The following is a 24,216-nucleotide window of genomic DNA, read 5'->3' on the forward strand; positions in this document are numbered from 1 at the left end:
GTCACACGTCTCCCGCGATCGTGTTCCGCTCGCTCGGCTGCACGTACACCAGGCCGTCCCCCTCGAACCGCATCTGGAAGGCCTCGCCGCCGCCCTCCCCGAGCAGCGTGCGGAACGTCACGCCGGACTGGAAGGACTGCCGCAGGTTCCCCTGGTGCGCCACGTACGCTCCCGGGTCCACGGTCAGCGGGTACTGCGGGCTGACACGCAGCACCACGGCCGGGCCGTCCGACATGATCGCCGCCTGGCCGTGGCCCTCGACGGTCGTCGTGAACAGCCCGTTGCCCTGCGAGGCCCCGCGCAGGCCCGTGAACTCGGTCCCCGTGCGCAGCCCGCCGTCGGTCGCGAGCAGGTTGCTCGACTCGACGTAGAGCTTGTCGCCCTGGAGACCGACCAGGTTGATCTCGGAGGCGCGGTCGGCGAACCAGCAGGTCCCCCGCCCCTTCACCTCCATCAACGTCATCTGCTCGCCGGTGAGCCGCCGGGTCACCATCCCGCGTAGGCCCTCGCCGCCGCCGCTGAGCTTCCTGAAGGCCATCTCGCCGTCGTACGCGACCATCGAGCCGTTCTTCGCCTTGACGGCGTCTCCGGTCATGTCGACGGCGAGCACCTTGCTGCCCTGAAGTCGGAACATCGCCACATACGGGAAGGTAGCCGCAGGTCGGGCCCCACCGACAGGTCCCCTGGGTGGAGAACGACCCTGAGCGCACCCCTACGGACCGGGGTCCCCGGCGGTTTGCCACAATGGGCGGGACGCTTGTGCGTGCGTTCACAAACCGTTTCTCTCCCACCGAAGGTGACCCGTGGACCTCAAGACCGCCACCTCCCTCCGCCGCCTCCGCCTGGTCTCGGCCCCCGAGGCGATCTCGTTCCTGCTCCTGCTGGTCTGCTCGGTGCTGAAGCGGACCACCGACTTCAACGCCGTGCCGGTGATGGGAGCGGTGCACGGGGCGCTGTTCGTGCTGTACGTGATCTTCTGGGCGGACGCGTGGAACCGGGCGAAGTGGCCGCTGCAGACGGCCGCGCTGTATTTCGTGCTCTCGGTGCTGCCGGCCGGCGGGTTCTTCGCGGAGCGCAAGCTGCGGCGTGAGGCCGAGGACGCGGTCATCGCGTCCCGGGCCCGCAACGAAGGCGTGGTGAACGCGTGATCGTCGCCTTCTCCGTGACGCCGCTGGGGGTCGGTGAGGACGTGGGGGAGTACGTCGCCGACGCCGTGCGGGTGGTGCGGGAGTCCGGGCTGCCGAACCGGACGGACGCGATGTTCACGTCCGTGGAGGGGGAGTGGGACGAGGTGATGGACGTCGTCCGCCGCGCGGTCGCCGCGGTGGAGCGCCGCGCGCCGAGGGTCTCCCTCGTCCTGAAGGCGGACATCCGCCCGGGCGTGACGGACGGCCTCACGTCCAAGGTGGAGACGGTGGAGCGGCATCTCGCGGAGTAGCTCCGCCGGATCTTTTCGACGCCGACGAAACCCCGGTTCCTCCGAACCGGGGTTTTCGCGTACCCGGCGTCGGTGCGGGGGCCGGGGCGTCGCGCAACCCGGCGCGGCGGGGTGCGGCTGCGCCCACCCGTGCCGCCCCCAGCGGCACGCATGCCCGCAGCTCAGCGGACCGGCGCCCGCGCGGCAGCCGAGACGCGTCCGCACCCGCGGGACGGCGCGAGGGGCCGTGCCGGGGTGTCCGCCCGCAGCGGTTGGCGCGTCGACGGACAGTCAGTCGGCGTCCGACCCCATCGCGCCGTTCCGAGGACGGACACCCCCCGGCGCGGCCCCGACCCACCCACACCGCGAAGGCGAAGCCACCCACCGGCCGGCCGCGGGCACCCACCACCGGCAGGCCGGCCGCGGGCACCCACCGGCCGGCCGCAGGCACCCCACCCGCCTGGACGCCCCCAGTTCGACACCGCACCAAAGATCCACTTTCGTATGGGTATCGGGGTATTGCGCTTCGATCAGGTCTCAACCATCTGGAGGGCGCTGTGCGGCCGGAGGGCTACGACTACGACTCCCACAGCCGACTCGCCGGACCGCTCACGGAGCCGTCCGGTGAGGCGTACCGGGTGCAGTACGCCTCGCTCCTCGCCCGCGAGCCCCGCCGAATACGAGCCGTCCTCCTGATGTGCCTCGCCCCGCTGCTGACCGGCGCCCTGCTGGTCTACCTCGTCTGGCCCACCCACTGGGTGGAACGCGAGGGCGGCGAACGCTGGCTCGTCGGGCTCGACGTCACCATGCTGCTCTCGATCGGCCTCATCGAACTGTTCATGCTCGTCAACGTCGCCTCGGTCGCGCACGCCACGATGGTCGCCCGCGACCCCGTCCCCGTGGTCCCCGAACCCGGCACCCGCGTCGCCTTCCTCACCACCTACGTCCCGGGCAAGGAACCTCTGTCCATGGTCCGCGCGACCCTGGAGGGCGCCCTCCGCATCCACCACACCGGCCCCCTCGACGTCTGGCTCCTCGACGAGGGCGACGACGACGCCGCCAAGGCCCTGTGCGCGGAACTCGGCGTGCGGCACTTCACCCGGCTCGGCGTCCCCGAGTGGAACCGCTCCGAGGGCGTCCACAAGGCCCGCACCAAGCACGGGAACTACAACGCCTGGATCGCCATGCACGGCGACGCCTACGACTTCTTCGCGTCCGTCGACACCGACCACGTCCCGCTCCCGGACTTCCTGGAGCGGATGATGGGCTACTTCCGCGACCCGGACGTCGCCTTCGTCGTCGGCCCGCAGGTGTACGGCAACTACCACAACCCCGTCACCAAGGCCGCCGAGTCCCAGCAGTTCCTCTTCCACGCCCTGATCCAGCGTGCCGGCAACCGCTACCGCGCCCCCATGTTCGTCGGCACCAACAACGTCGTGCGGATCTCCACCCTCAAGCAGATCGGCGGCCTGTACGACTCCATCACCGAGGACATGGCCACCGGCTTCGAGATCCACCGCCACCGCAACCCGGCCACCGGCCACCACTGGCGCTCCGTCTACACCCCGGACGTGCTCGCCGTCGGTGAGGGCCCCGTCTCCTGGACCGACTTCTTCACCCAGCAGATGCGCTGGTCGCGCGGCACCTACGAGACGCTCCTGAAGCAGTACTGGAAGGCGCCCTTCAGCATGCCCCCGGGCCGCCTGCTGTCCTACACGCTGATGCTCGTCTACTACCCGATGACGGCCGTCAACTGGCTGCTCGGCATCCTCAGCTGCGTCCTGTTCCTCTGGTTCGGCGCCTCCGGCACCCAGGTCTCCGCCTCGGTGTGGATGATGCTGTACAGCGACGCCGCCGCCCTCCAGGTCGGCCTGTACCTGTGGAACCGCCGGCACAACGTCTCCCCGCACGAACCCGAGGGCTCCGGCGGCCTGGCCGGCATGGCGATGTCGGCCCTGTCCGCGCCGATCTACCTCAAGTCCCTCGGCGAGGCCGTGCTGCGCCGCCCCAGCCGCTTCGTCGTCACGCCCAAGGGCGGCGACACCAGCCCCGACCGGCCGGCCACCTTCCGCATCCACCTCTTCTGGGCCGCCCTGCTGGCCACGTCCCTGGCCGCCTCGGTCGCCCTGGACCACACCCACGCCGCGATGCGCACCTGGGCCGTCCTCGCCATGGTCACCTCCCTGGCCCCGGCCGGGGTGTGGGCCGTGACCCTCCTCAAGGAGTACCGGGAGCGTCACCCGCGGCCCGTGCAGGCCCCGCAGCCCGCGCAGGCGCCCGCCGCCACCCCCACGCACGCACGCGTGCCCGAATCCAAGGAGCCCGCCCCGGCGCTCGCCACCGTGTCCCCGGCGGCGGCCCCGGCGACCGGCACCACGACAGGAGGCAACTAGCCCATGGCGTACCAGCCCTCACAGAAGACCAAGAAGACCGTCCTGGGCATCGGCGGCATCGCGGTCCTGGCGGGCCTGAACGCCCCGGCCGCGCTGGACTTCGCCTCCACGCAGTACCACGAGTACAAGATCGCCCAGCCCGGCTACAAGGCGAAGTACGGCTCCTGGGACCAGGTCGACATCCCCGAGGAGTACCGCACCAACGCCATCCACGCCGCCCTGCTGCACACCGGCAAGGTGCTGATCGTCGCCGGATCGGGCAACGAGCAGCGCAAGTTCGACAAGGGCGAGTTCGACACGGTCCTGTGGGACCCGGAGAAGAACACCTTCAAGAAGGTCCCCACCCCGGAGGACTTCTTCTGCGCCGGTCACGCCCAACTGCCCGACGGACGCCTGCTGGTGGCCGGCGGCACCGCGCGCTACGAGCTGCTGGACGGCGAGGTGACCCGGGCCGGCGGCGGCATGCGCGTGAAGAACGAGAGTCCCGACAAGGCGGTGCACCTGAAGAAGGGCACCCGCTTCCGCTCCCCCTCGGGCGTCGAGTACGTCACCCGGTTCGACGTCACCGTCCCCAAGGCCAAGCGCACCTTCAAGGTCACGTACAACAGCCGTGGGGTGATGCAGCCCTGGAAGACCAAGGTCACCGCCAGCGAGGCCCGCGTCTTCGTGGAGGCCGTCAAGAAGGGCAAGCGGTCGGTCGCCCGGAAGCAGGCGCAGTACTCGGTCGTCGGCCTCAAGGGCCGGGCCGCCGCCGACGTCTACGGCCTGTCGGAGAAGATCACCCTCGACAAGCAGGACTTCCAGGGCATCCGGGCCGCCTACGAGTTCGACCCGAAGGCCGAGAAGTACGTGCCGGTCGACCCGATGGACAAGGCCCGCTGGTACCCGACGCTCGTCGGCCTGGACGACGGCCGGGTCCTCGCGGTGTCCGGCCTCGACGACGTCGGCATGATCGACCCGGGCGACAACGAGATCTACGACCCGGAGACCAAGAAGTGGTCACCCGGCCCCAAGCGCTACTTCCCGACGTACCCGGCCCTGTTCCTCACCAAGGGCGGCAAGCTGTTCTACCCGGCCTCCAACGCCGGTTACGGGCCCGCCGACCAGGGGCGCGAACCAGGCCTGTGGGACCTGGAGACCAACACGTTCCGGAAGGTGCCGGGCCTGAAGGACATCGACCAGACCGAGACCTCGGCCTCCGTCCTGCTGCCCCCCGCACAGGACCAGAAGGTGATGATCCTCGGCGGGGGCGGCGTCGGAGAGTCCAGGAAGTCCACGCCGCGCACGGCCGTCGTCGACCTGAAGAAGGACAACCCGGCCTTCGAGACCGGCCCCGACCTGCCGCAGGGCACCCGCTACCTGAACAGCGTGATCATGCCGGACGACACCGTGTTCACGTCCAACGGCTCCAAGGACTACCGCGGCCGCAGCGCCAGCAACATCCTCCGGGCGCAGTTCTACGATCCGAAGGCCAACGCCTTCCGGGAGGCCGCCGCGCCCAAGGTGGGCCGCAACTACCACTCCGAGGCGCTGCTGCTGCCCGACGGCCGGATCGCCACCTTCGGCTCCGACCCCCTCTTCGACGACCAGCAGAACACCAAGCTGGGCCACTTCGAGCAGCGCATGGAGGTCTTCACCCCGCCCGCGCTGCACAAGAACGCCCTGAAGCGCCCCGTGCTGAAGGACGGGCCGCGGACGCTGGACGAGGACCACCGCATCACGTTCCGCACGGACCACCCGGAGCGCGTGGCCGCGGCCCGGCTGATGCGGCCCAGCGCGGTCACGCACACCACGGACGTCGAACAGCGCTCGATCGAGCTGGACATCACCAGGAAGGGCGGCACGGTGACGTTCGACGTGCCGCGCGACCCCGCCCTCGTGCCGCCCGGCTGGTACATGCTGTTCGTGACGGACGCCGAGGGCACGCCCTCCAAGGCCAAGTGGGTCCACGTGGAGTGAGCGGGCGGGGTCATCCCTTGCTGTTGCGCGCCAGCTCCAGGGCGTACTCCGGCCACCAGCGCCCGGCGGCCGGCCCGCCCTCGCAGGTCCCGTCCGACTCGCCGGGCCGCTTGATCCACAGGTAGGCGTCGATGACGGGCCGGCCGGTGGCGGTGGTGGGCGGGGTGCCGAGCGCCCGGCCCGGCGGGTTGCACCAGACACCGGGCAGGGGGCCGTTGCCGTTGCGGCTGGTGTCGACGACGAAGTGCTTGCCGTCGAGGGCCTCGGCGAGCCGGCCGCCGTACTCGGTGGTGACCTCGTTGCTCTGGAAGTTGGAGACGTTGAGGGCGAAGCCGTCGGCCTGGGCGATCCCGGCCCGCTTCAGCGGCTCGACCAGCTTCTGCGTCTCCCGGATCCAGTCCGCGTTGCCCGCGTCCAGGTAGACCTTGGTGTTCGGCTGCTGCTTCAGCCGGGCGATGGCCTCGCCCAGCAGCTGTTCGCGCTCGGCGTGGTACTCGCCGGGAGTGCACCCGTCCACGACGTGCGCGACCGCGTCCGGCTCCAGGACGACCAGGGCGTCGGCCTCGCCGAGGGCGTCCGCGAACTTCCCGATCCAGGCCCGGTAGGCGTTCGCGTCCGCCGCCCCGCCCGCCGAGTGCTGGCCGCAGTCCCGGTGCGGGATGTTGTAGGCGACGAAGACCGCCGTCTTGCCCTCCCGGCTCGCGGCCGAGGCGGCCGCCCGGACCATCGGGGCCGGGTCGATCTCACCGGCCGGCCACAGCGCGACCGGCTGGTCGGCGATCCGCTTGATCAGCGCGGCGTCCCGCTCCCGGCCCTGCCGCTGCCAGAGCCGTGCCTGCCGGGCGGCGGGGCTGTCGGGGTCCACCCAGAACGGGGAGGCCGCGTAGCCGGCCTGCGTGGTGTCGGTGTCGCCGGCGGCTTCGTCGCGGTGCGCGGACGTGCAGCCCGCGGCGAGACCGAGCACCGCGAGGGCCGCGAGGGCGTGGATCAGCCGAGTCATGCCGCTCCCTGGAGGGTGGTGACGGTGGGTGACGAATCGAAGGCAATCGTGACACACCGGCAGGAATCCCAGCGGAAAGGACATGACTCGACCGCACCTGTGCAGGCGGCCCGACCGAAGGGCGAGACGGAGCTGACCACCATGTGACCGGCCGGTAAGGTCTGGACCGTGCCGAAGCCGCTCAGTCTCTCCTTCGACCCGATCGCGCGCGCCGACGAACGCTGGAAGCAGCGCTGGGGGAACGTGCCGTCCATGGCCGCGATCACCTCGATCATGCGCGCCCAGCAGATCCTCCTGGCCGAGGTCGACGCGGTGGTCAAGCCGTACGGGCTGACGTTCGCGCGCTACGAGGCGCTGGTGCTGCTCACCTTCTCCAAGTCGGGTGAGCTGCCGATGTCCAAGATCGGCGAGCGGCTCATGGTGCACCCCACCTCCGTGACGAACACCGTGGACCGCCTCGTGAGGTCCGGTCTGGTCGCCAAGCGGCCCAACCCGAACGACGGCCGGGGCACCCTCGCCAGCATCACCGGCAAGGGCCGCGAGGTCGTCGAGTCGGCCACCCGCGACCTGATGGCGATGGACTTCGGGCTCGGGGTGTACGACGCCGAGGAGTGCGCGGAGATCTTCGCGATGCTGCGTCCGCTGCGGGTCGCCGCGGGGGACTTCGAGGAGCAGTGACCCGGGGCGAGATCCCCCGGAACGGGTGGTTACGCTCGACGGCATGAAAAAGAGCGTGCTGACCCGCTACCGCGTGATGGCCTACGTCACCGGCGTGCTGCTGGTCCTGCTGACCCTGGGCATGATCGGCAAGTATGTGCTCGACCTGGACGGCGCGGCCGACTTCACGCGCGTCGTCAGCATCGCGCACGGCTGGCTCTACGTCGTGTACCTGGTCTTCGCCTTCGACCTGGGCTCCAAGGCGAAGTGGCCGGTCGCCAAGCAGCTGTGGGTGCTGCTCGCCGGCACCATCCCCACGGCCGCCTTCTTCGTGGAGCGCAGGATCAGCCACGAGCTGCGCGGACGGGTCGCGGAGGACACGCCCGCGCCCGTCAAGGCGTAACCGCACCGCCGTACGGAGCAACGTACGGCGGTCTGCCATCGACATTTACTAGGACGTCCTAGTAAATTCGAGGGTATGGACGCTCACGCCATAGAAGAAGGCCGCCGTCGCTGGCAGGCCCGCTACGACGCCGCGCGCAAGCGCGAGGCCGACTTCACGACGCTCTCCGGCGATGCCGTGGAGCCGGTGTACGGGCCCCGGCCCGGGGACACGTACGAGGGCTTCGAACGGATCGGCTGGCCGGGGGAGTACCCCTTCACCCGCGGTCTGTACGCCACCGGCTACCGAGGGCGGACGTGGACGATCCGGCAGTTCGCCGGGTTCGGCAACGCCGAGCAGACCAACGAGCGCTACAAGATGATCCTCCGCAACGGCGGGGGCGGGCTCTCGGTCGCCTTCGACATGCCGACCCTGATGGGCCGCGACTCCGACGACCCGCGCTCGCTGGGCGAGGTCGGGCACTGCGGTGTCGCCATCGACTCGGCCGCCGACATGGAGGTCCTGTTCAAGGACATCCCGCTCGGTGACGTCACGACGTCCATGACCATCAGCGGCCCGGCCGTCCCGGTCTTCTGCATGTACCTGGTCGCCGCCGAGCGGCAGGGCGTCGACCCGTCCGTGCTGAACGGCACGCTCCAGACGGACATCTTCAAGGAGTACATCGCCCAGAAGGAGTGGCTCTTCCAGCCCGAGCCGCACCTGCGGCTCATCGGCGACCTGATGGAGTACTGCGCGGCCGGCATCCCCGCGTACAAGCCGCTGTCGGTCTCCGGCTACCACATCCGCGAGGCCGGGGCGACGGCCGCGCAGGAACTGGCCTACACCCTGGCGGACGGCTTCGGGTACGTGGAGCTGGGCCTGTCGCGCGGCCTGGACGTCGACGTCTTCGCCCCCGGCCTGTCCTTCTTCTTCGACGCGCACGTCGACTTCTTCGAGGAGATCGCCAAGTTCCGCGCGGCCCGCCGGATCTGGGCCCGCTGGATGCGGGACGTCTACGGCGCGAAGTCCGAGAAGGCCCAGTGGCTGCGCTTCCACACGCAGACCGCCGGCGTCTCCCTCACCGCGCAGCAGCCGTACAACAACGTCGTACGGACGGCCGTGGAGGCCCTGGCCGCCGTGCTCGGCGGGACGAACTCACTGCACACCAACGCCCTCGACGAGACCCTCGCCCTGCCGAGCGAGCAGGCCGCCGAGATCGCGCTGCGCACGCAGCAGGTGCTGATGGAGGAGACCGGTGTCGCCAACGTCGCCGACCCGCTGGGCGGTTCCTGGTACGTCGAGCAGCTGACCGACCGGATCGAGGCCGACGCGGAGAAGATCTTCGAGCAGATCAGGGAGCGGGGCCTGCGGGCGCACCCCGACGGGAGGCACCCCATCGGCCCGATCACCTCCGGTATCCTGCGCGGCATCGAGGACGGCTGGTTCACCGGGGAGATCGCCGAGTCGGCGTTCCGGTACCAGCAGGCCCTGGAGAAGGGCGACAAGAAGGTCGTCGGCGTGAACGTCCACACCGGCTCGGTCACCGGCGACCTGGAGATCCTGCGGGTCAGCCACGAGGTGGAGCGCGAGCAGGTGCGTGTCCTGGCCGAGCGGAAGTCGGCCCGCGACGACGCGGCGGTGCGGGCCGCGCTGGACGCGATGCTCGCCGCCGCGCGCGACGGCTCCAACATGATCGAGCCGATGCTGGACGCCGTACGCGCCGAGGCCACGCTCGGCGAGATCTGCGGGGTGCTGCGGGACGAGTGGGGGGTCTACACGGAGCCGGCCGGCTTCTGAGCGAGGCCGTTCAGCAGCACCTTCGTGAAGCCGTGGATCCACTCCTCGTCCACCGGCTCCCCGCTCACCAGGGTGCGGTGGACCACCGCACCCGCCACCATGTCGAAGATCAGGTCCACCGTCCGGGCGGCCGCCCCGGGGTCCGGTTCCGGCGGGAGTTCGCCTCTCGCCTGGGCCCGGGCGCGGCCCTGGAGGACCAGGCGCTTCTGCCGGTCGACGACCGAGGCGCGGACGCGTTCGCGCAGGGCCTCGTCGCGGGTGGCCTCCGCCACCACCGCCATCAGGCCGCTCTTCGCCTCGGGCAGGGTCAGGATGGTGGCGAACTGCAGGACCACGCCCTCGATGTCCGCCGCCAGGGAGCCGCGGTCGGGCAGTTCCAGTGCGTCGAAGAGTTCGGCGACCGCGTCGACGACCAGTTCGTTCTTGCCCGCCCAGCGGCGGTAGAGCGTCGTCTTCGCGACCCCGGCGCGGGTCGCGACGTCTCCCAGCGTGAGCTTGGACCAGCCCAGGTCCACGAGCGCCTCCCGCGTGGCGGCCAGGATCGCGGCGTCCGCCGCGGCGCTGCGCGGACGCCCTGTGCGGCTGGCTGGGCTGCGGCTGTGCATGTCCCGACCATAAACCGGCGGTTCCCGTGCGGCGCCGTGAGGGAGATCACCGGGGCGCGGTGTCCCGGGGGTGCGGCATGGCATTACGCTACGACTCGTAGCGAAAGCCTGTGAGGGACGTACACGGGCCTCGCGCACCCGGCGTGGGTGGGGACCCGGCGCCGAACGGCACCCGGCCGGCCTTGCTTTCACGCCGTTTTTCACACGCGCGCACAGTACGGGGGAGGATAGACGCATGCAGCCACGGAACATGTCCATGAGCGGAGTCGTCGACCTCGCCGCGGTGAAGGCGGCCCAGGAGGCCAAGGCGAAGGCGGAGCAGGCGCGCGCCCAAGCAGCCCGTGAGGGCGGGGCGGGGGCGATCTCCCCGGCCGATCTCGTCATCGACGTCGACGAGGCGGGGTTCGAGAGGGACGTCCTGCAGCGGTCCGCCGAAGTACCGGTCGTCATCGACTTCTGGGCCGAGTGGTGTCAGCCCTGCAAGCAGCTGAGCCCGGTCCTGGAGCGGCTGGCCGTCGAGTACAACGGCCGCATCCTGCTCGCCAAGATCGACGTCGACGCCAACCAGATGCTGATGCAGCAGTTCGGCATCCAGGGGATCCCCGCGGTCTTCGCGGTCGTCGCCGGGCAGGCGCTGCCGCTCTTCCAGGGCGCGGCGGGCGAGGAGCAGATCCGGCAGACCCTGGACCAGCTGGTGCAGGTCGCCGAGCAGCGCTTCGGCCTGACCGGCCTCACCGTCGACCCCGACGCCCAGCCCGGCGCCCGGCCGGCCCCGGAGCGGCCGGTCGGCCCGCACGACGGGCTCCTCGAAGCAGCCGTGCAGGCGCTGGACTCGGGGGACCTGGGCGGTGCCGTCCAGGCGTACAAGAACGTGCTGGCCGAGGACCCGGGCAACGAGGAGGCCAAACTGGGCCTCGCCCAGGCCGAGTTGCTCCGGCGCGTGCAGGGCGTCGACCCGCAGACGGTGCGCCGGGAGGCGGCCGAGAAGCCGGCCGACGTTCAGGCGCAGATCGCCGCCGCCGACCTGGACCTGGTGGGCGGCCATGTCGAGGACGCCTTCGGCCGGCTCATCGAGACCGTGCAGCGCACGGTGGGTGACGACCGGGACACGGTGCGGAAGCGGTTGCTGGAGCTGTTCGAGGTGGTCGGGCCCGAGGATCCGCGGGTGATCGCGGCGCGCCGGGCCCTGGCGCGCGCCCTGTTCTGACCAGTCGTTAAACGCGCGGGCCGGTGATGCCCGCGTGAAGAGTTCGCCCTCAACGGGTCACTGCGGCCGCGCTTTGCCAAAACTTGGTAATCGCGGCCGCTGTTACTGCGAGTAAGTCGCAGCCGTTGATCTGTCGGATTCTGTCCAGCGATCAACAGCTTTGTACCGCCTCTCCGGGCCACCCTGAGTCGCCGACCGAGACCGATGGGTCGTTGATCGGTTATCGCGCCGTTACTAGCGAGTAACGAACCCCCTTGTGCGGGCGGCGAGAATGCACCACGATCGGCCACGCTCGGTCCAATCCCGTACCCCGGCAGCCGGTTGGGTCGCGGGACGTCCTGGGTCCCCACCGAGCAGAGCCGGCGGCAGTGGCGCCGGCTCTTGGACAGGGGGGTCTTCGCCCGTCCGGCGAAGCCTGTCCAGCAGGGTTGTGCGTGATGCGTGTCAGGCGCGACCAGTGGTTGTCGCTCGGGGGTGATCGCCGGTGATTCGGGCGCAGTTGCGCCGCCGAGTGCAGGCGCTCTCCTTCCCGAGGACGTAGCACTTCTCCCATCCCTGCCCGGCTGAGCCGCGACTCGGGGCGAGCCAGGACAGGAGATGTACGTCCGAGAAGGAGGAAATATGGAGTCCCAGGTGCGTGGCGGGACCAGATGGAAGCGGTTCGCTGTGGTCATGGTGCCCAGCGTCGCCGCCACGGCTGCGATAGGTGTCGCCCTCGCGCAGGGCGCTCTCGCCGCGTCGTTCAGCGTCTCCGGCCAGTCGTTCAAGGTCACGACCGACCAGCTCGTCGGTGAGGGCTTCTCGCAGTACGGCGCCCTCGACGAGGGATACACGCTCGACGGCAAGAAGTCGGTTCACCCGGTCGCGGTCTCGTCGTTCAAGTCGGCGACGATCAAGAACCTGTGCCAGTCGGTCGTCACCCCGAACATTCCGGTGCTCGGGAACGTCAGCCTGATCCTGCGCGCGGGTCAGGGTGCCAAGCCGGTCGAGGCGCAGAACCTCTACATCGACGTCGCCGACCTCAGCGCGGACGCGACGTTCGAGAACATCGACATCGGCGTGGCCGCCAAGGACGCCAACAAGGGTCCGGCCATGAGGAAGGGCGAGACGGCGAACCCGTACGGCTTCGCCCAGCAGGCGGACCGGGCGACCCTGACCGACGTGAAGCAGACGGCGTGGGCGACCACCGCCGGAACCTTCAAGCTCAGCGGCCTGAAGATGTCGCTGTCGACGGGTGTCAAGGAGTGCTACTAAGCACTCGATGACGGGCGGGGGAGCCGGTGGCGCCCCCGCCCGTCCACCTTCCGGCCGTGCCTTCACGCGCGGCCCACATCACCACCACAGCAACGCCGTACCAGGGAGCTGTTTTTCCATGAGCGCCGAGACTCCTGCCGCAGGCGGCCAGTTCACTCTGCGGAGGCAGCAGTTCCGCGCCTGGCGGGGTACGCGGCCGTTCTGGGCCGGGCTGTTCGTCCTGCTCAGCGGACTGCCCATCGCCTACTTCCCGTACGCCAACCTCCAGATCGGTCACCTGACGCTGGCGATGGCGACCACCGCGGGCGCCGGGTCCCTGATCATCGGCGTGCTGCTCGTCGTACTGGGCGTCAGCCTCTGGTTCCAGAAGCACGTCCGCGTCTTCGCGGGAGTCGCGGCCATCCTGCTGGCGCTGGTGTCCATCCCGGTGTCCAACCTCGGCGGCTTCCTCATCGGCTTCCTGCTCGCCCTCGTGGGCGGCGCGATGGCCGTGGCCTGGGCGCCGGGCGCACCGCCCGCCGGGCAGCTCGCCACCCACGCCGCCGAAGGCACGGGCGGGGCTCCCGAGGCGACGGACCACGACACCACGGTGATCAAGCCCGTGGACGGGCTGGACGCGCCGAACGATCTGTCAGGAACGAACCCGGCCAACGGGGCGAACGGGAGGCACAGTGCCGGCTGACGAGGTGAGCCACGGGGCGGATGTGGAGGCGCCCCGGGTGAGAACCGGGCCGCGCCACGCGGCACCCAGGAAGCCGCTGTTCACCAGGTTCAACAGACCGGCCGGCAAGGCGATAGCCATGGCGGCGATGCCGACGGCGGTGCTCATGGGGATGGGCTTCACGTCGACGCTCGCCATCGCCGACAGCAACAACCCGGCGACGCCGACGGCCAAGAGCCTGACGGTGGACGAGTACAAGGACTGCGTGGCGGCCCTGGAGGACGAGGGGAAGACCGCCGAGGACGACGCCTCGGCCTCGCCCACGCCGTCCCCCTCGGCCAGTGACGGCGCGAGCGACGACAAGGACGACCAGAGCGGCACGGCCCCGAAGCCGTCGCCCTCCACGGGCACGGGCGGCACGGACGACAGCGAGGGCGGTTCCTCTTCGCCGGATTCAGGTTCCGACGACAAGGACGAGCCCGCGCCCGCCCCGTCCGCCAGCGAGCCGGCCACGGGCGGCGACGACGCGACGGCCACGCCGTCCCCCTCGCCGTCCGGGAAGGGCGGCGGCCTGCTGGAGGGCATCGGCGACGCGATCGGCGGCATCCTGGGCGGCGGCGACAAGGCGGAGGCGAGCCCGAGCCCGACCCCGTCCGCCACGGCGTCCGAGACCGCCGAGGAGCCGGCCGAGGACGCGGGTGGTACCGCCCGGGACACGACCGAGAAGGCCACCGGCGCCGCCGAGGACACCGTCAAGGACTCCGCGGACGAGACCGAGGAGCCCGCCAAGACGGCCGAGGGCACCACCGAGGCCGTCGGGAAGGCGGCCGAGGAGAAGGCGGCCGAGGCCACCGCCTCGCCCAGCCCGACCCCCAGCGCGAGCGCCACCACGGACCCCGACGACTGCCCGGCCGCCACCGACGCCGAGGGCGGCGTCGACAACACGGTGCCGCTGCCCGACGACCCGTGGTACCTCAACGCCAGCTCGCTGACGCTCAAGGGCGCCGACTACAAGGGCGTCGTCGAGGTGCGCACCGCGGGCGGCTCGGTCAAGAAGGTCCTGAAGTACGTCATCTCCGGCGGCACGGACATCGGTGACCTCCACCAGACGGTCAAGGACAAGCAGTCCGGCAAGACCTACCACGTGCAGGCGGCCAAGGGCTCGACGTCCACGATCCGCGACGGCGACACCGTGATGTACACCGAGAGCATCTCGGGCAACCTGCTCGGGCTGATCCCGATCACGTTCGACCCGGAGCACCCGCCGCCGCTGAACATCCCGCTGATCTACTTCACCAACGTGAAGGTCACGCAGGCGGGCCAGTTCGGCGGGACCCTGCACGTGCCCGGGCTGCACAACTACATCGACTGAGCGCCGCACGGAGCCCGTTCGGGAGCCGCACACGCCGAGGGGCGCCCCCCGGATCCAGGGGGCGCCCCTCGGCGTCGTACACGGCCCCGCGAGGGCCTGGGGCGGATCAGGTCTCGGAGCCCAGGTGGTGGACCCGCACCATGTTGGTGGTGCCGGGGACACCGGGGGGCGAACCGGCCGTGATCACCACGATGTCGCCCGCGTTGAAGCGGTTGAGCTTGATCAGCTCCTGGTCCACCAGGTCGACCATCTCGTCGGTGCTGTTCACGAACGGCACCACGTACGGCTCCACGCCCCAGCTCAGCGCCATCTGGTTGCGGGTGCCCTCGTCGGTGGTGAAGGCGATGATCGGCTGCTGCGCGCGGTAGCGGGACAGCCGGCGGGCGGTGTCGCCGGACTGGGTGAAGGCCACCAGGCCGCGGCCGCCGAGGAAGTCGGCGATCTCGCAGGCGGCACGGGCCACCGAACCGCCCTGCGTGCGCGGCTTCTTGCCCGGGACGAGCGGCTGCAGGCCCTTGGACATCAGCTCCTGCTCGGCCGCGGTGACGATCTTCGACATCGTCTTGACGGTCTCGATCGGGTACGCGCCCACGCTCGACTCGGCGGACAGCATGACCGCGTCGGCCCCGTCCAGGATCGCGTTGGCCACGTCGGAGGCCTCGGCGCGGGTCGGACGGGAGTTGGTGATCATCGACTCCATCATCTGGGTCGCCACGATCACCGGCTTGGCGTTGCGCCGGCACAGCTCGATCAGGCGCTTCTGCACCATGGGGACCTTCTCGAGCGGGTACTCGACGGCGAGGTCACCGCGGGCGACCATCACGCCGTCGAACGCCATCACGACGTCCTCCATGTTCTGCACCGCCTGCGGCTTCTCGACCTTGGCGACGACCGGGACGCGGCGGCCCTCCTCGTCCATGATGCGGTGCACGTCCTGGACGTCCTTGGCGTCGCGGACGAAGGACAGCGCGACCAGGTCGCAGCCCATGCGGAGGGCGAAGCGGAGGTCCTCGACGTCCTTCTCGGACAGGGCGGGCACGTTGACGGCCGCGCCGGGCAGGTTGATGCCCTTGTGGTCGGAGATGACGCCGCCCTCGATGACGATCGTCTTCACCCGGGGGCCCTCGACCTCGGTGACCTTCAGCTCGACGTTGCCGTCGTTGATGAGCACCTGGTCGCCCTTGTTGACGTCGCCGGGCAGACCCTTGTAGGTCGTCCCGCAGATCGTCTTGTCGCCGGGGACGTCCTCGGTGGTGATGGTGAACTCGTCACCGCGCACCAGCTCCACGGGGCCCTCGGCGAAGGTCTCCAGCCGGATCTTCGGGCCCTGGAGGTCGGCGAGGACACCGATGGCCCGGCCGGTCTCCTTGGCGGCGGCCCGGACCCGGTCGTACCGGCCCTGGTGCTCGGCGTGGGTGCCGTGGCTGAAGTTGAAGCGGGCCACGTTCATGCCGGCTTCGATCAACGCGACAAGCTGATCGTGGGAGTCGACCGCGGGGCCGAGAGTACAGACGATTTTCGAACGGCGCATGGGGGCGATCCTATCGGTTTGTTTCCCAGCGGAATATTCCGTCTGGCGGAAAATACAAAAGGGCGGGATGCCGCTCAGGTGTGATTCCCCGAACCATTTACCAGCGCGTAGGTCTGTGTCGCGATCTCCAATTCCTCGTCGGTGGGGACCACCGCCACCGCCACCCGGGCGCCCTCGGGCGAGATCAGCCGGGCCCCGTCGCCGCGCACGGCGTTGCGCTCGCCGTCCACCGCGATGCCCAGCTCCTCCAGGCCCGCCAGGGCGGCCTCGCGCACCGGTGCCGCGTTCTCGCCCACACCCGCGGTGAAGGCGATCGCGTCCACCCGCCCGAGTACGGCGTAATAGGCGCCGATGTACTTCTTCAGCCGGTGAATGTAGATGTCGAACGCCAGCTCCGCCCGCTCGTCACCCGCGTCGACGCGGCGGCGGATCTCCCTCATGTCGTTGTCGCCGCACAGACCGATCAGACCACTCTTCTTGTTGAGAAGAGTGTCGATCTCGTCGGCGGACATTCCCCCAACACGCATCAAATGGAAGATGACGGCCGGGTCCATGTCTCCGGAGCGCGTACCCATCACGAGCCCCTCCAAAGGCGTCAGGCCCATGGAGGTGTCCACGCAGCGACCGCCCCGCACGGCCGAGGCCGACGCCCCGTTGCCCAGGTGCAGCACGATCACGTTCACCTCGGACGGGTCCTTGCCCAGCAGCTCCGCGGTGGCCCGGGAGACGTAGGCGTGGGAGGTGCCGTGGAAGCCGTAGCGGCGGATGCGGTGCGCGTCGGCCGTCTCGACGTCGATCGCGTAGCGCGCGGCCGACTCCGGCATCGTCGTGTGGAAGGCGGTGTCGAAAACGGCGACCTGCGGCAGGTCGGGCCGCAGCGCCTGCGCCGTGCGGATGCCGGTGAGGTTGGCCGGGTTGTGCAGCGGGGCCACCGGGATGAGCCGCTCGATCTCGGCGAGCACCCGGTCGTCGATCACGGTCGGCTCGGTGAAGGACCTGCCGCCGTGCACCACGCGGTGGCCGATCGCGGCCAGCTCCGCGGAGTCCAGGCCGAGGCCGTCCTTGGCGAGCTCCTCGGCCACGGCCTTCAGGGCGGCGTCGTGATCGGCGATCGCCCCGCCGCGCTCCCGGCTCTCGCCGCCGGCCGGGGTGTGCTTCAGCCGGGAGGTCCGCTCGCCGATCCGCTCGACCAGGCCCACCGCGAGCCGGCTGCTGTCCCGCATGTCCAGCAGCTGGTACTTGACCGACGAGGAACCGGAGTTGAGGACGAGGACACGGGTCGGGCTCACTGGGCTGCTGCCTTCTCGCTCGGGGTCTGGGCCTGGATCGCCGTGATGGCGACGGTGTTGACGATGTCCTGGACCAGGGCGCCCCGGGACAGGTCGTTGACCGGCTTGCGCAGGCCCTGCAGCACCGGCCCGACGGCGATCGCGCCGGCCGAGCGCTGCACGGCCTTGTAGGTGTTGTTGCCGGTGTTCAGGTCGGGGAAGATCAGCACGCTCGCCTGGCCGGCGACCTCGGAGCCGGGCAGCTTGGTCGCCGCGACCGACGGCTCCACGGCGGCGTCGTACTGGATCGGGCCCTCGATCTTCAGGTCGGGCCGGCGCGAGCGGACCAGCTCGGTGGCCTCGCGCACCTTGTCGACGTCGGCGCCCGAGCCGGAGGTGCCGGTCGAGTACGACAGCATCGCGATCCGCGGCTCCACCCCGAACTGCGCGGCCGTGGTCGCCGACTGGACGGCGATGTCGGCCAGCTGCTCGGCGTTCGGGTCCGGGTTGACCGCGCAGTCGCCGTAGACGAGGACCTTGTCGGCCAGGCACATGAAGAACACCGACGAGACGATGTCCGCGTCCGGCCTGGTCTTGATGATCTCGAAGGCCGGGCGGATGGTCGCGGCCGTGGAGTGCACCGAGCCCGACACCATGCCGTCGGCGAGGCCCTCCTGGACCATCAGCGTGCCGAAGTAGTTCACGTCCGAGACGACGTCGTACGCCAGCTCCACCGTGACGCCCCGGTGGGCGCGCAGGGCCGCGTACTTCTCGGCGAAGCCGTCCCGCAGCTCGGAGGTGGCCGGGTCGATCAGCCGGGTCTCGCCCAGGTCCACGCCGAGGTCGGCGGCCTTCTTGCGGATCTGGTCGACCGGACCGAGCAGGGTCAGCTCGCACACGCCCCGGCGCAGCAGCACCTCGGCGGCGTGCAGCACGCGCTCCTCGGTGCCCTCGGGCAGCACGACCCGGCGCAGGTCGCTGCGGGCCTGCTCCAGCAGCTTGTGCTCGAACATCATCGGCGTGACGCGGTCGCTGCTGGGCGCGGAGACGCGGCGCGCGAGGTCGCCGGTGTCGGCGTAGCGCTCGAACAGGCCGAGGGCCCGCTCCGCCTTGCGCGGGGTGGCCGCGTTGAGCTTGCCCTCCAGGGAGAACAGCTGCTCGGCGGTGGGGAAGCTGTTGCCGGTCACGGAAAGCACCGGGGTGCCGGGCGCGAGACGGTGGGCGAGGGTGAGGATGTCCGGGCCGGGCACCTCGTTCAGGGTGAGCAGGATCCCCGCTATCGGCGGGGTGCCGGCGCTGTGCGCGGCGAGCGCGCCCACCACCAGGTCCGCCCGGTCGCCCGGGGTGACGACGAGGCAGCCCGGGGTCAGGGCGCCGAGGAAGTTCGGCAGCATCGCGCCGCCGAAGACGAAGCCGAGCACGTCCCGGGCGAGCCCGGAGTCGTCGCCGAGCACCACCTCGGCGCCCAGGGCGTGGCTGATCTGCGAGACGGTCGGGGCGGACAGGGCCGGCTCGTCGGGCAGCACGTAACAGGGCACCGGGAGCCGGGAGTCCAGCTGGCGGGCGATCTCGTCGCGGTCCTCGCGGGCGACCCGGTTGGCGACCATCGCCAGGACGTCGCAGCCGAGGGTGTCGTAGGCGCGGTAGGCGTTGCGCGTCTCGGCGAGCACGGCCTCCACGGACTGCTTGCGGCCGCCGACGACCGGGAGCACGGACGCGCCGAACTCGTTCGCCAGCCGGGCGTTGAGCGACAGCTCGTCCGGGAGCTGGGTGTCGGCGTAGTCGGTGCCGAGGACCAGGACGACGTCGAAGTCGCGGGCGACCCGGTGGAAGCGGTCGACGAGCGTGGAGACCAGCTCGTCGGTGCCGGCCTCGGCCTGGAGGGCGGACGCCTCGTGGTAGTCCATCCCGTACACGGTCGCCGGGTCCTGGGCGAGCCGGTAGCGGGCGCGCAGCAGCTCGAAGAGCCGGTCCGGCCCGTCGTGGACCAGGGGGCGGAAGACGCCCACGCGGTCGACCTGGCGGGTGAGGAGTTCCATGACCCCCAGTTCGACGACCTGGCGGCCGTCACCGCGGTCGATGCCGGTCACGTACACGCTGCGGGTCACGCGGGCTCTCCGTTTCATCGCGAAGGGGGGTACACATCAGGACGACTGTCCAGCCGGGGGCACAAAAATCGCCCACCGAGGTGAGCAGAACCCTCTTGACAATACCTCTTCAGCTAGATAAGGCGCCCGTCAGAGCGGGGTGCCACGGCGGGCTGCGGAGCGTGAAACAATCGACAGTGGCTCACCGGTGTCAACAGCGAGCAGGAGACACAGCACGATGCGTATCGGAGTTCTCACCGCAGGCGGCGACTGCCCCGGCCTGAACGCCGTGATCCGGTCGGTCGTGCACCGGGCGGTCGACAACTACGGCGACGAGGTCATCGGGTTCGAAGACGGCTACGCGGGGCTGCTGGACGGGCGCTACCGCACCCTCGACCTGAACGCGGTCAGCGGCATCCTCGCCCGCGGCGGCACGATCCTCGGTTCGTCCCGCCTGGAGCGCGACCGGCTGCGCGAGGCCTGCGAGAACGCCTCCGACATGATCCACGAGTTCGGCATCGACGCGCTCATCCCGATCGGCGGCGAGGGCACGCTGACGGCGGCCCGCATGCTGTCCGACGCGGGGCTGCCCGTGGTGGGCGTGCCGAAGACGATCGACAACGACATCTCCTCCACGGACCGCACGTTCGGCTTCGACACCGCGGTCGGCGTCGCCACCGAGGCGATGGACCGCCTGAAGACCACCGCCGAGTCCCACCAGCGCGTGATGGTCGTGGAGGTCATGGGCCGGCACGCGGGCTGGATCGCGCTGGAGTCCGGCATGGCCGCCGGCGCGCACGGCATCTGCCTGCCGGAGCGCCCGTTCGACCCGGCCGACCTGGTGAAGATGGTCGAGGAGCGCTTCGCCCGCGGCAAGAAGTTCGCGGTGGTCTGCGTCGCCGAGGGCGCCCACCCGGCCGAGGGCACCATGGACTACGGCAAGGGCGCCATAGACAAGTTCGGCCACGAGCGCTTCCAGGGCATCGGCGCGGCCCTCGCGCACGAGCTGGAGCGGCGTCTGGGCAAGGAGGCCAAGCCGGTCATCCTCGGCCACATCCAGCGCGGCGGTGTGCCGACCGCCTACGACCGGGTGCTGGCCACGCGGTTCGGCTGGCACGCGGTGGAGGCCGCGCACCAGGGCCGGTTCGGCCACATGACCGCGCTGCGCGGGACGGACATCGTGATGGTGCCGCTCGCCGAGGCCGTGACCGAGCTGAAGACCGTGCCCAAGGACCGCATGGACGAGGCCGAGTCGGTCTTCTAACCACCCTCCCGGCCGTCGTCGTCCTGCAGCTTCGCCCAGAAGTGCTCGACGATCCGGTCGAGGAAGTCCTGGCCGGCGCCGCCCGCGTCACCGCTGCCGCCGCCCCAGCTCAGGGTGGCCGCCATGTGCCCCTGGTAGTCCTCGTGCAGGCTCCGCAGGGCTGCCTCCAGGAACCGCCGGTCCAGGGGGACGAGCCGGGCCGCCGGGCGTACGTAGGCCTGCCAGCGGGTGGTGACCGCGCTGCGCAGCAGGTCGCCGAGGCGGGCGTCGCGGCCGGTGACGGTGACGAAGTCGGGCAGGCCGAGGCCGAGCAGCTCGGCCAGCGCGGCGGACTGGCGCTCGGTGCCGCGCCAGCTGTCGGTCTCCTCCATGCGCAGATACGCGTGGACGTCGTGCCCGACCGCCCGGGCCACGTCCTCGGGGGCGAGGCAGCGGGCGATGCGGTGCTCGCGCAGGGTGCGCGGCCGGCCGATGAGCTCGGCGGGCGAGCACCACAGCACGCCCGCGAGGGCGGTGAGTTCGGAGTCGGACGGGGCCGTGATCCCGCGCTCCCAGGCGATGACGTGGTCCGGGGAGACGTGCGGGTGCCCGTACGAGACGCGCATGCCGTGGGCGACGTGCTCGGGGGCCATGCCGAGGGCCGCGCGCAGCCGGCGCGCGGCGGGGGCGTTGAAGGGCGGAGTCGTCGTGGGGGAGGGCTCGCTCGGGCGGGGTGAAGGTCGGCGCACGGGCCTCAAGCTAGGGGCGCCGGGGTGGGGCGACTACGATCGGTTCGGCCAGGATCACGGATTGTAGGAAGCTACGGCTACCGGCGGGTTCGCCGATGCCGAGGACCGCCCGTCCGGTGGACGGTTGTGCGGGCACGGGCCGCGTCCGGTGCGCTGACCGGGTCGCGCGGCGACCGCGCCTGCGGCGAACGGCAAGCTCAGCGGGCATATTCGCGTCCCCGATCTCCCCGCGCCCCGGGGGCGTGGGCGTGGCCGGGGTGTCCCCGATGTCGGGCACGCGGGCGGGCGTCGAAGCCGCGTGCGTCCCAGTCACCTCCTCGGCGGGGCGGGCGCGCGGGACGAGGCGCGGCCCGATTCGTACGGTCCGCCGCGGGCGTTCCCCCGCGGGTGATGCGTGATCGTCGAACCATTGCCCCATGTCGTTCACTCACTTAGCCTCCATCTATACGTAGACGCCGTCTGCATCAGAGATGGGCCGTCGGTTCACCGGGGGAGTGCAACGCGCTGGACACGCACTGGATCTGGCAGGAGGGGCTGGAGCGGCTGACGGTGGACCCGCCGCGGACGTGGACGGGGAGATCGCGGTGCCGAACGCGCCGGGGCTGGGCGTCGCGCTCGACGCGGACCGGCTGCTGGCGGCGCACGAGCTGTACCGGGAGAAGGCGCTGGGGGCGCGGGGCGATGCGGTATCTCGTGCCGGGCTGGTCGTTCGACGCGAAGCGGCCCTGCCCGGTGCGCTGGCCGCCAGGTCGGGGGCGGGGGAGGGCCGGGCCGTCCCCCGCCCCGCCGCTCAGCGGGACGTCACCTCCAGCACGGCCTTCCCGCGGATCCGGCGCGCCCGCAGCGCTTCCGCCGCCTCGTCGAACCGGTCCCACGGGCCCTGCCAGCCGGTCTCGACGGTCAGGACCCCCTCGGCGGCCAGCGCGGTGAGGACGGCCAGGTCCGCGCCCGCGTCCGAGTCGATGACGAAGGAGGACAGGGACTTGGCCGGGCCGACGGTCGCGTACGGCGGGAAGACCGCCGGTTCCCCCGAGGTCCAGCCGACGCTCTGGACACTGCCGCCGGGCGCGAGCAGGCTCCAGGCGGCGACCAGTTGAGGGCCACCGACGCTGTCGATGACGATGTCCACCGGCTCCCGCAGCCCTTCCAGCCCGACCAGCACCTCGTCCGCGCCGGACTCGGCCAGGCCCTCGGCGCGGGCGGCCGAACCGACGGACGCGATCACATGGGCACCGGCCCGGGCCGCCAGCTGGACGGCGAACCGGCCGACTCCGCCGGACGCCCCCGTGACCAGCACCCGTTTGCCGGGACCGAGTCCGGCGGCCCGCAGCGAGCGCAGAGCCGCCACCCCGGCGACCGGCAGGGCCACCGCCCTGGCCGGGTCCAGACCCCCGGGCACCTCGGCGAGCGCACCCACGTCGATCGCGACGCGCTCGGCGAACGCCCCCGAGGTGAGGGCCACCACCCGCGTGCCCACCGCCGGCCCGGTCCCGTCGGCCGCGGCCCGGACGACCACGCCGGCGGCGTCCGATCCGAGCACCGCTCCCACCGGCACCCGCCCGGAGCGGGCGTCGTTGAGGTCGCCGTGGTTCAGCGAGGCGTGCGACACCTCCACCAGGACCTGACCCGGCCCGGGCACGGGCTCGGCGACCTCGCCCAGACGGACCGTTTCGGACGCGGCCGGATCGACCACCAGAGCACGCACGGACATGTCTCCCCCTCGTGTGGAACGCGGTGATCACCGCGACCATGAGGAGCAACAGCCGGCGCTGCCGGTTGCTTCCCGGTCTGTTCAGCCCTTCACCGCCCCGCCCAGCGCGAAGCCCCCTCCCAGGCGTCTCGCGATCAGGACGTACAACAGGATCACCGGCGTGGAGTAGACGAGAGAGAACGCGGCCAGCTGGCCGTACGCCACCATGCCACGGTTGCCGAAGAAGTCGTTGATGCTGACCGACGCCGGCATCTGGTCGGGGGTGAGCAGGAGCATGAAGGGGACGAAGAAGTTGCCCCACATCATGACGAAGGAGAAGACCGTCACCACGGCCACGCCCGGGCCCATCAGAGGCAGCACGATGCGGGCGAGGGACTGGAAGGAGGAGGCGCCGTCCGTCCAGGCCGCCTCCTCCAGCTCCTTCGGGACGCCGTCCATGAAGTTCTTCATCAGCCAGATGGCGAACGGCAGTTGGGACGCGGCGAAGAAGAGGATCGTGCCGTGCATGGTGTCGATCAGGTCGACCTGCACGAAGAGCGCGTAGACCGGGACCATGATCGCCGTGATGGGCAGGCTGGTGGCGAAGAGGATCGTCAGCAGGAACGGCCGGTTGAAGCGGGAGCGGAAGCGGGACAGGGGATAGGCGGCCAGGGCCGCGCAGACCACCGTCAGCAGCGTCGCGCCGCCGCACAGGATCAGGCTGTTGAGCAGGGGGGTGAAGGTGATCTCGGGGGTCAGGACGGCGTCGAAGTGGTCCAGGGTCAGGCCGTCGGGCGCCTTCACCCGGAGGTTCGCGTGGGGGTCGAGGGCCGAGAGGACCACCCAGGCCAGGGGCAGGACGAACGCGGCGGCGACCACCAGCAGGCCGGCGTCCGCGGCCAGGCGGCGGGTGGTGCGGCGGGAGGCGAGCGAAGCCATGCGGG

Annotated in this window: 21 protein-coding genes and 1 pseudogene; 13 read left to right on the forward strand and 9 right to left on the reverse strand. The window is 71.1% G+C overall.

Translation table 11 applies throughout. The features are described from left to right. Nucleotide 1: 1 nt before the first annotated feature. Nucleotides 2-634 carry an AIM24 family protein gene (locus tag ABTZ58_RS32590; protein WP_351364644.1) on the reverse strand — a complete coding sequence of 211 codons (633 nt, stop codon included), beginning with the start codon at nt 632-634 and terminating at the stop codon, nt 2-4. 169 nt (nt 635-803) lie between these two features. On the opposite strand from ABTZ58_RS32590, the gene ABTZ58_RS32595 reads away from it, so the two are divergent. From ABTZ58_RS32595 to glxA, 4 genes are all read left to right on the forward strand, one after another. Continuing rightward, entirely contained in the window at nt 804-1,148 is a 345-nt protein-coding gene (locus tag ABTZ58_RS32595; protein WP_351364647.1) for a DUF3817 domain-containing protein, read from the forward strand. Beyond that, nucleotides 1,145-1,438 (forward strand): MTH1187 family thiamine-binding protein, encoded by a 294-nt coding sequence (locus ABTZ58_RS32600; RefSeq protein WP_030854324.1) that lies wholly within the window; start codon nt 1,145-1,147, stop codon nt 1,436-1,438. The genes ABTZ58_RS32595 and ABTZ58_RS32600 overlap by 4 nt, the downstream gene beginning before the upstream one ends. 536 nt (nt 1,439-1,974) lie before the next feature. Next, nucleotides 1,975-3,810 carry a glycosyltransferase family 2 protein gene (locus ABTZ58_RS32605; protein ID WP_351364650.1) on the forward strand — a complete coding sequence of 612 codons (1,836 nt, stop codon included), beginning with the start codon at nt 1,975-1,977 and terminating at the stop codon, nt 3,808-3,810. A gap of 3 nt (nt 3,811-3,813) precedes the next feature. After that, complete coding sequence (gene glxA, locus ABTZ58_RS32610) at nt 3,814-5,769, forward strand: radical copper oxidase GlxA (RefSeq protein ID WP_351364653.1); 1,956 nt, start codon at nt 3,814-3,816, stop codon at nt 5,767-5,769. A 10-nt stretch (nt 5,770-5,779) separates the two neighbouring features. Here the strand turns inward: glxA and ABTZ58_RS32615 are convergent, their stop codons facing one another. Continuing rightward, nucleotides 5,780-6,769, reverse strand: a complete 990-nt coding sequence (locus tag ABTZ58_RS32615) for a glycoside hydrolase family 6 protein (protein ID WP_351364656.1) — start codon at nt 6,767-6,769, stop codon at nt 5,780-5,782. A 168-nt stretch (nt 6,770-6,937) separates the two neighbouring features. Between ABTZ58_RS32615 and ABTZ58_RS32620 the strand changes: the two genes are divergently transcribed. The 3 genes from ABTZ58_RS32620 (at nt 6,938) to icmA (ending at nt 9,605) form a co-directional block, all read left to right on the forward strand. Further along, nucleotides 6,938-7,447: a MarR family winged helix-turn-helix transcriptional regulator gene (locus tag ABTZ58_RS32620; protein ID WP_351364659.1), complete on the forward strand. Its 510-nt coding sequence runs from the start codon at nt 6,938-6,940 to the stop codon at nt 7,445-7,447. Nucleotides 7,448-7,490: 43 nt separating this feature from the next. Beyond that, on the forward strand, nt 7,491-7,829 hold the full coding sequence (locus tag ABTZ58_RS32625) for a DUF3817 domain-containing protein (protein WP_351364662.1): 339 nt from the start codon (nt 7,491-7,493) through the stop codon (nt 7,827-7,829). Between the two features lie 75 nt (nt 7,830-7,904). Next, nucleotides 7,905-9,605 carry a coenzyme B12-dependent isobutyryl-CoA mutase large subunit gene (icmA, locus tag ABTZ58_RS32630; RefSeq protein WP_351364665.1) on the forward strand — a complete coding sequence of 567 codons (1,701 nt, stop codon included), beginning with the start codon at nt 7,905-7,907 and terminating at the stop codon, nt 9,603-9,605. On the opposite strand, the gene ABTZ58_RS32635 is transcribed toward icmA, so the two are convergent. Next, nucleotides 9,581-10,210, reverse strand: coding sequence for a TetR/AcrR family transcriptional regulator (locus ABTZ58_RS32635; RefSeq protein ID WP_351364668.1), 630 nt, complete (start codon nt 10,208-10,210; stop codon nt 9,581-9,583). The two genes, icmA and ABTZ58_RS32635, sit on opposite strands and share 25 nt — an antisense overlap. A gap of 235 nt (nt 10,211-10,445) precedes the next feature. Here ABTZ58_RS32635 and ABTZ58_RS32640 point away from each other — a divergent pair, with 235 nt between their 5' ends. The 4 genes from ABTZ58_RS32640 to ABTZ58_RS32655 all read left to right on the forward strand — a co-directional run bounded on the left by ABTZ58_RS32640 (nt 10,446) and on the right by ABTZ58_RS32655 (nt 14,704). Then, nucleotides 10,446-11,417 (forward strand): tetratricopeptide repeat protein, encoded by a 972-nt coding sequence (locus ABTZ58_RS32640; RefSeq protein WP_351364671.1) that lies wholly within the window; start codon nt 10,446-10,448, stop codon nt 11,415-11,417. 621 nt (nt 11,418-12,038) lie between these two features. Beyond that, on the forward strand, nt 12,039-12,671 hold the full coding sequence (locus tag ABTZ58_RS32645) for a DUF6230 family protein (RefSeq protein ID WP_311679326.1): 633 nt from the start codon (nt 12,039-12,041) through the stop codon (nt 12,669-12,671). Nucleotides 12,672-12,789: 118 nt separating this feature from the next. Then, on the forward strand, nt 12,790-13,353 hold the full coding sequence (locus tag ABTZ58_RS32650) for a DUF6114 domain-containing protein (protein ID WP_351364675.1): 564 nt from the start codon (nt 12,790-12,792) through the stop codon (nt 13,351-13,353). Next, nucleotides 13,343-14,704, forward strand: coding sequence for a hypothetical protein (locus ABTZ58_RS32655; RefSeq protein WP_351364678.1), 1,362 nt, complete (start codon nt 13,343-13,345; stop codon nt 14,702-14,704). Before ABTZ58_RS32650 ends, ABTZ58_RS32655 begins: the two co-directional genes overlap by 11 nt. Nucleotides 14,705-14,810: 106 nt before the next feature. On the opposite strand, the gene pyk is transcribed toward ABTZ58_RS32655, so the two are convergent. From pyk to pta, 3 genes are all read right to left on the reverse strand, one after another. After that, nucleotides 14,811-16,235, reverse strand: coding sequence for a pyruvate kinase (gene pyk, locus ABTZ58_RS32660; RefSeq protein ID WP_351364681.1), 1,425 nt, complete (start codon nt 16,233-16,235; stop codon nt 14,811-14,813). 74 nt (nt 16,236-16,309) lie between these two features. Continuing rightward, nucleotides 16,310-17,524, reverse strand: a complete 1,215-nt coding sequence (locus ABTZ58_RS32665) for an acetate kinase (RefSeq protein WP_351364684.1) — start codon at nt 17,522-17,524, stop codon at nt 16,310-16,312. Next, nucleotides 17,521-19,611, reverse strand: coding sequence for a phosphate acetyltransferase (pta, locus tag ABTZ58_RS32670; RefSeq protein WP_351364687.1), 2,091 nt, complete (start codon nt 19,609-19,611; stop codon nt 17,521-17,523). Before pta ends, ABTZ58_RS32665 begins: the two co-directional genes overlap by 4 nt. 217 nt (nt 19,612-19,828) lie before the next feature. On the opposite strand from pta, the gene ABTZ58_RS32675 reads away from it, so the two are divergent. After that, entirely contained in the window at nt 19,829-20,854 is a 1,026-nt protein-coding gene (locus tag ABTZ58_RS32675) for an ATP-dependent 6-phosphofructokinase (protein ID WP_309094234.1), read from the forward strand. Here the strand turns inward: ABTZ58_RS32675 and ABTZ58_RS32680 are convergent. Further along, nucleotides 20,851-21,582, reverse strand: coding sequence for a helix-turn-helix domain-containing protein (locus ABTZ58_RS32680; RefSeq protein ID WP_351364691.1), 732 nt, complete (start codon nt 21,580-21,582; stop codon nt 20,851-20,853). The two genes, ABTZ58_RS32675 and ABTZ58_RS32680, sit on opposite strands and share 4 nt — an antisense overlap. A 483-nt stretch (nt 21,583-22,065) precedes the next feature. Here ABTZ58_RS32680 and gudD point away from each other — a divergent pair. Then, nucleotides 22,066-22,320 (forward strand): annotated as a pseudogene (gudD, locus tag ABTZ58_RS32685) (glucarate dehydratase); the annotation flags it as partial. Nucleotides 22,321-22,372: 52 nt separating this feature from the next. Here the strand turns inward: gudD and ABTZ58_RS32690 are convergent. Together ABTZ58_RS32690 and ABTZ58_RS32695 are read right to left on the reverse strand one after the other, a co-directional pair. Further along, on the reverse strand, nt 22,373-23,293 hold the full coding sequence (locus tag ABTZ58_RS32690; protein WP_351364694.1) for a zinc-binding dehydrogenase: 921 nt from the start codon (nt 23,291-23,293) through the stop codon (nt 22,373-22,375). 81 nt (nt 23,294-23,374) lie between these two features. Next, complete coding sequence (locus ABTZ58_RS32695; RefSeq protein ID WP_351364697.1) at nt 23,375-24,211, reverse strand: carbohydrate ABC transporter permease; 837 nt, start codon at nt 24,209-24,211, stop codon at nt 23,375-23,377. Between the last annotated feature and the right edge of the window lie 5 nt (nt 24,212-24,216).

This window comes from Streptomyces sp. NPDC094143 (assembly GCF_040303825.1).
Lineage (GTDB): Bacteria > Actinomycetota > Actinomycetes > Streptomycetales > Streptomycetaceae > Streptomyces.

What these genes read in the sequence shown, in the direction of transcription:
- ABTZ58_RS32645 (WP_311679326.1), top strand. Translation starts at nt 12,039, where the DNA reads ATGGAGTCCCAGGTGCGTGGCGGGACCAGATGGAAGCGGTTCGCTGTG.
- ABTZ58_RS32590 (WP_351364644.1), bottom strand. Translation starts at nt 634, where the DNA reads ATGTTCCGACTTCAGGGCAGCAAGGTGCTCGCCGTCGACATGACCGGA.
- ABTZ58_RS32695 (WP_351364697.1), bottom strand. Translation starts at nt 24,211, where the DNA reads ATGGCTTCGCTCGCCTCCCGCCGCACCACCCGCCGCCTGGCCGCGGAC.
- ABTZ58_RS32690 (WP_351364694.1), bottom strand. Translation starts at nt 23,293, where the DNA reads ATGTCCGTGCGTGCTCTGGTGGTCGATCCGGCCGCGTCCGAAACGGTC.
- glxA (WP_351364653.1), top strand. Translation starts at nt 3,814, where the DNA reads ATGGCGTACCAGCCCTCACAGAAGACCAAGAAGACCGTCCTGGGCATC.
- ABTZ58_RS32615 (WP_351364656.1), bottom strand. Translation starts at nt 6,769, where the DNA reads ATGACTCGGCTGATCCACGCCCTCGCGGCCCTCGCGGTGCTCGGTCTC.
- ABTZ58_RS32675 (WP_309094234.1), top strand. Translation starts at nt 19,829, where the DNA reads ATGCGTATCGGAGTTCTCACCGCAGGCGGCGACTGCCCCGGCCTGAAC.
- ABTZ58_RS32650 (WP_351364675.1), top strand. Translation starts at nt 12,790, where the DNA reads ATGAGCGCCGAGACTCCTGCCGCAGGCGGCCAGTTCACTCTGCGGAGG.
- ABTZ58_RS32640 (WP_351364671.1), top strand. Translation starts at nt 10,446, where the DNA reads ATGCAGCCACGGAACATGTCCATGAGCGGAGTCGTCGACCTCGCCGCG.
- ABTZ58_RS32625 (WP_351364662.1), top strand. Translation starts at nt 7,491, where the DNA reads ATGAAAAAGAGCGTGCTGACCCGCTACCGCGTGATGGCCTACGTCACC.
- pyk (WP_351364681.1), bottom strand. Translation starts at nt 16,235, where the DNA reads ATGCGCCGTTCGAAAATCGTCTGTACTCTCGGCCCCGCGGTCGACTCC.
- ABTZ58_RS32635 (WP_351364668.1), bottom strand. Translation starts at nt 10,210, where the DNA reads ATGCACAGCCGCAGCCCAGCCAGCCGCACAGGGCGTCCGCGCAGCGCC.
- icmA (WP_351364665.1), top strand. Translation starts at nt 7,905, where the DNA reads ATGGACGCTCACGCCATAGAAGAAGGCCGCCGTCGCTGGCAGGCCCGC.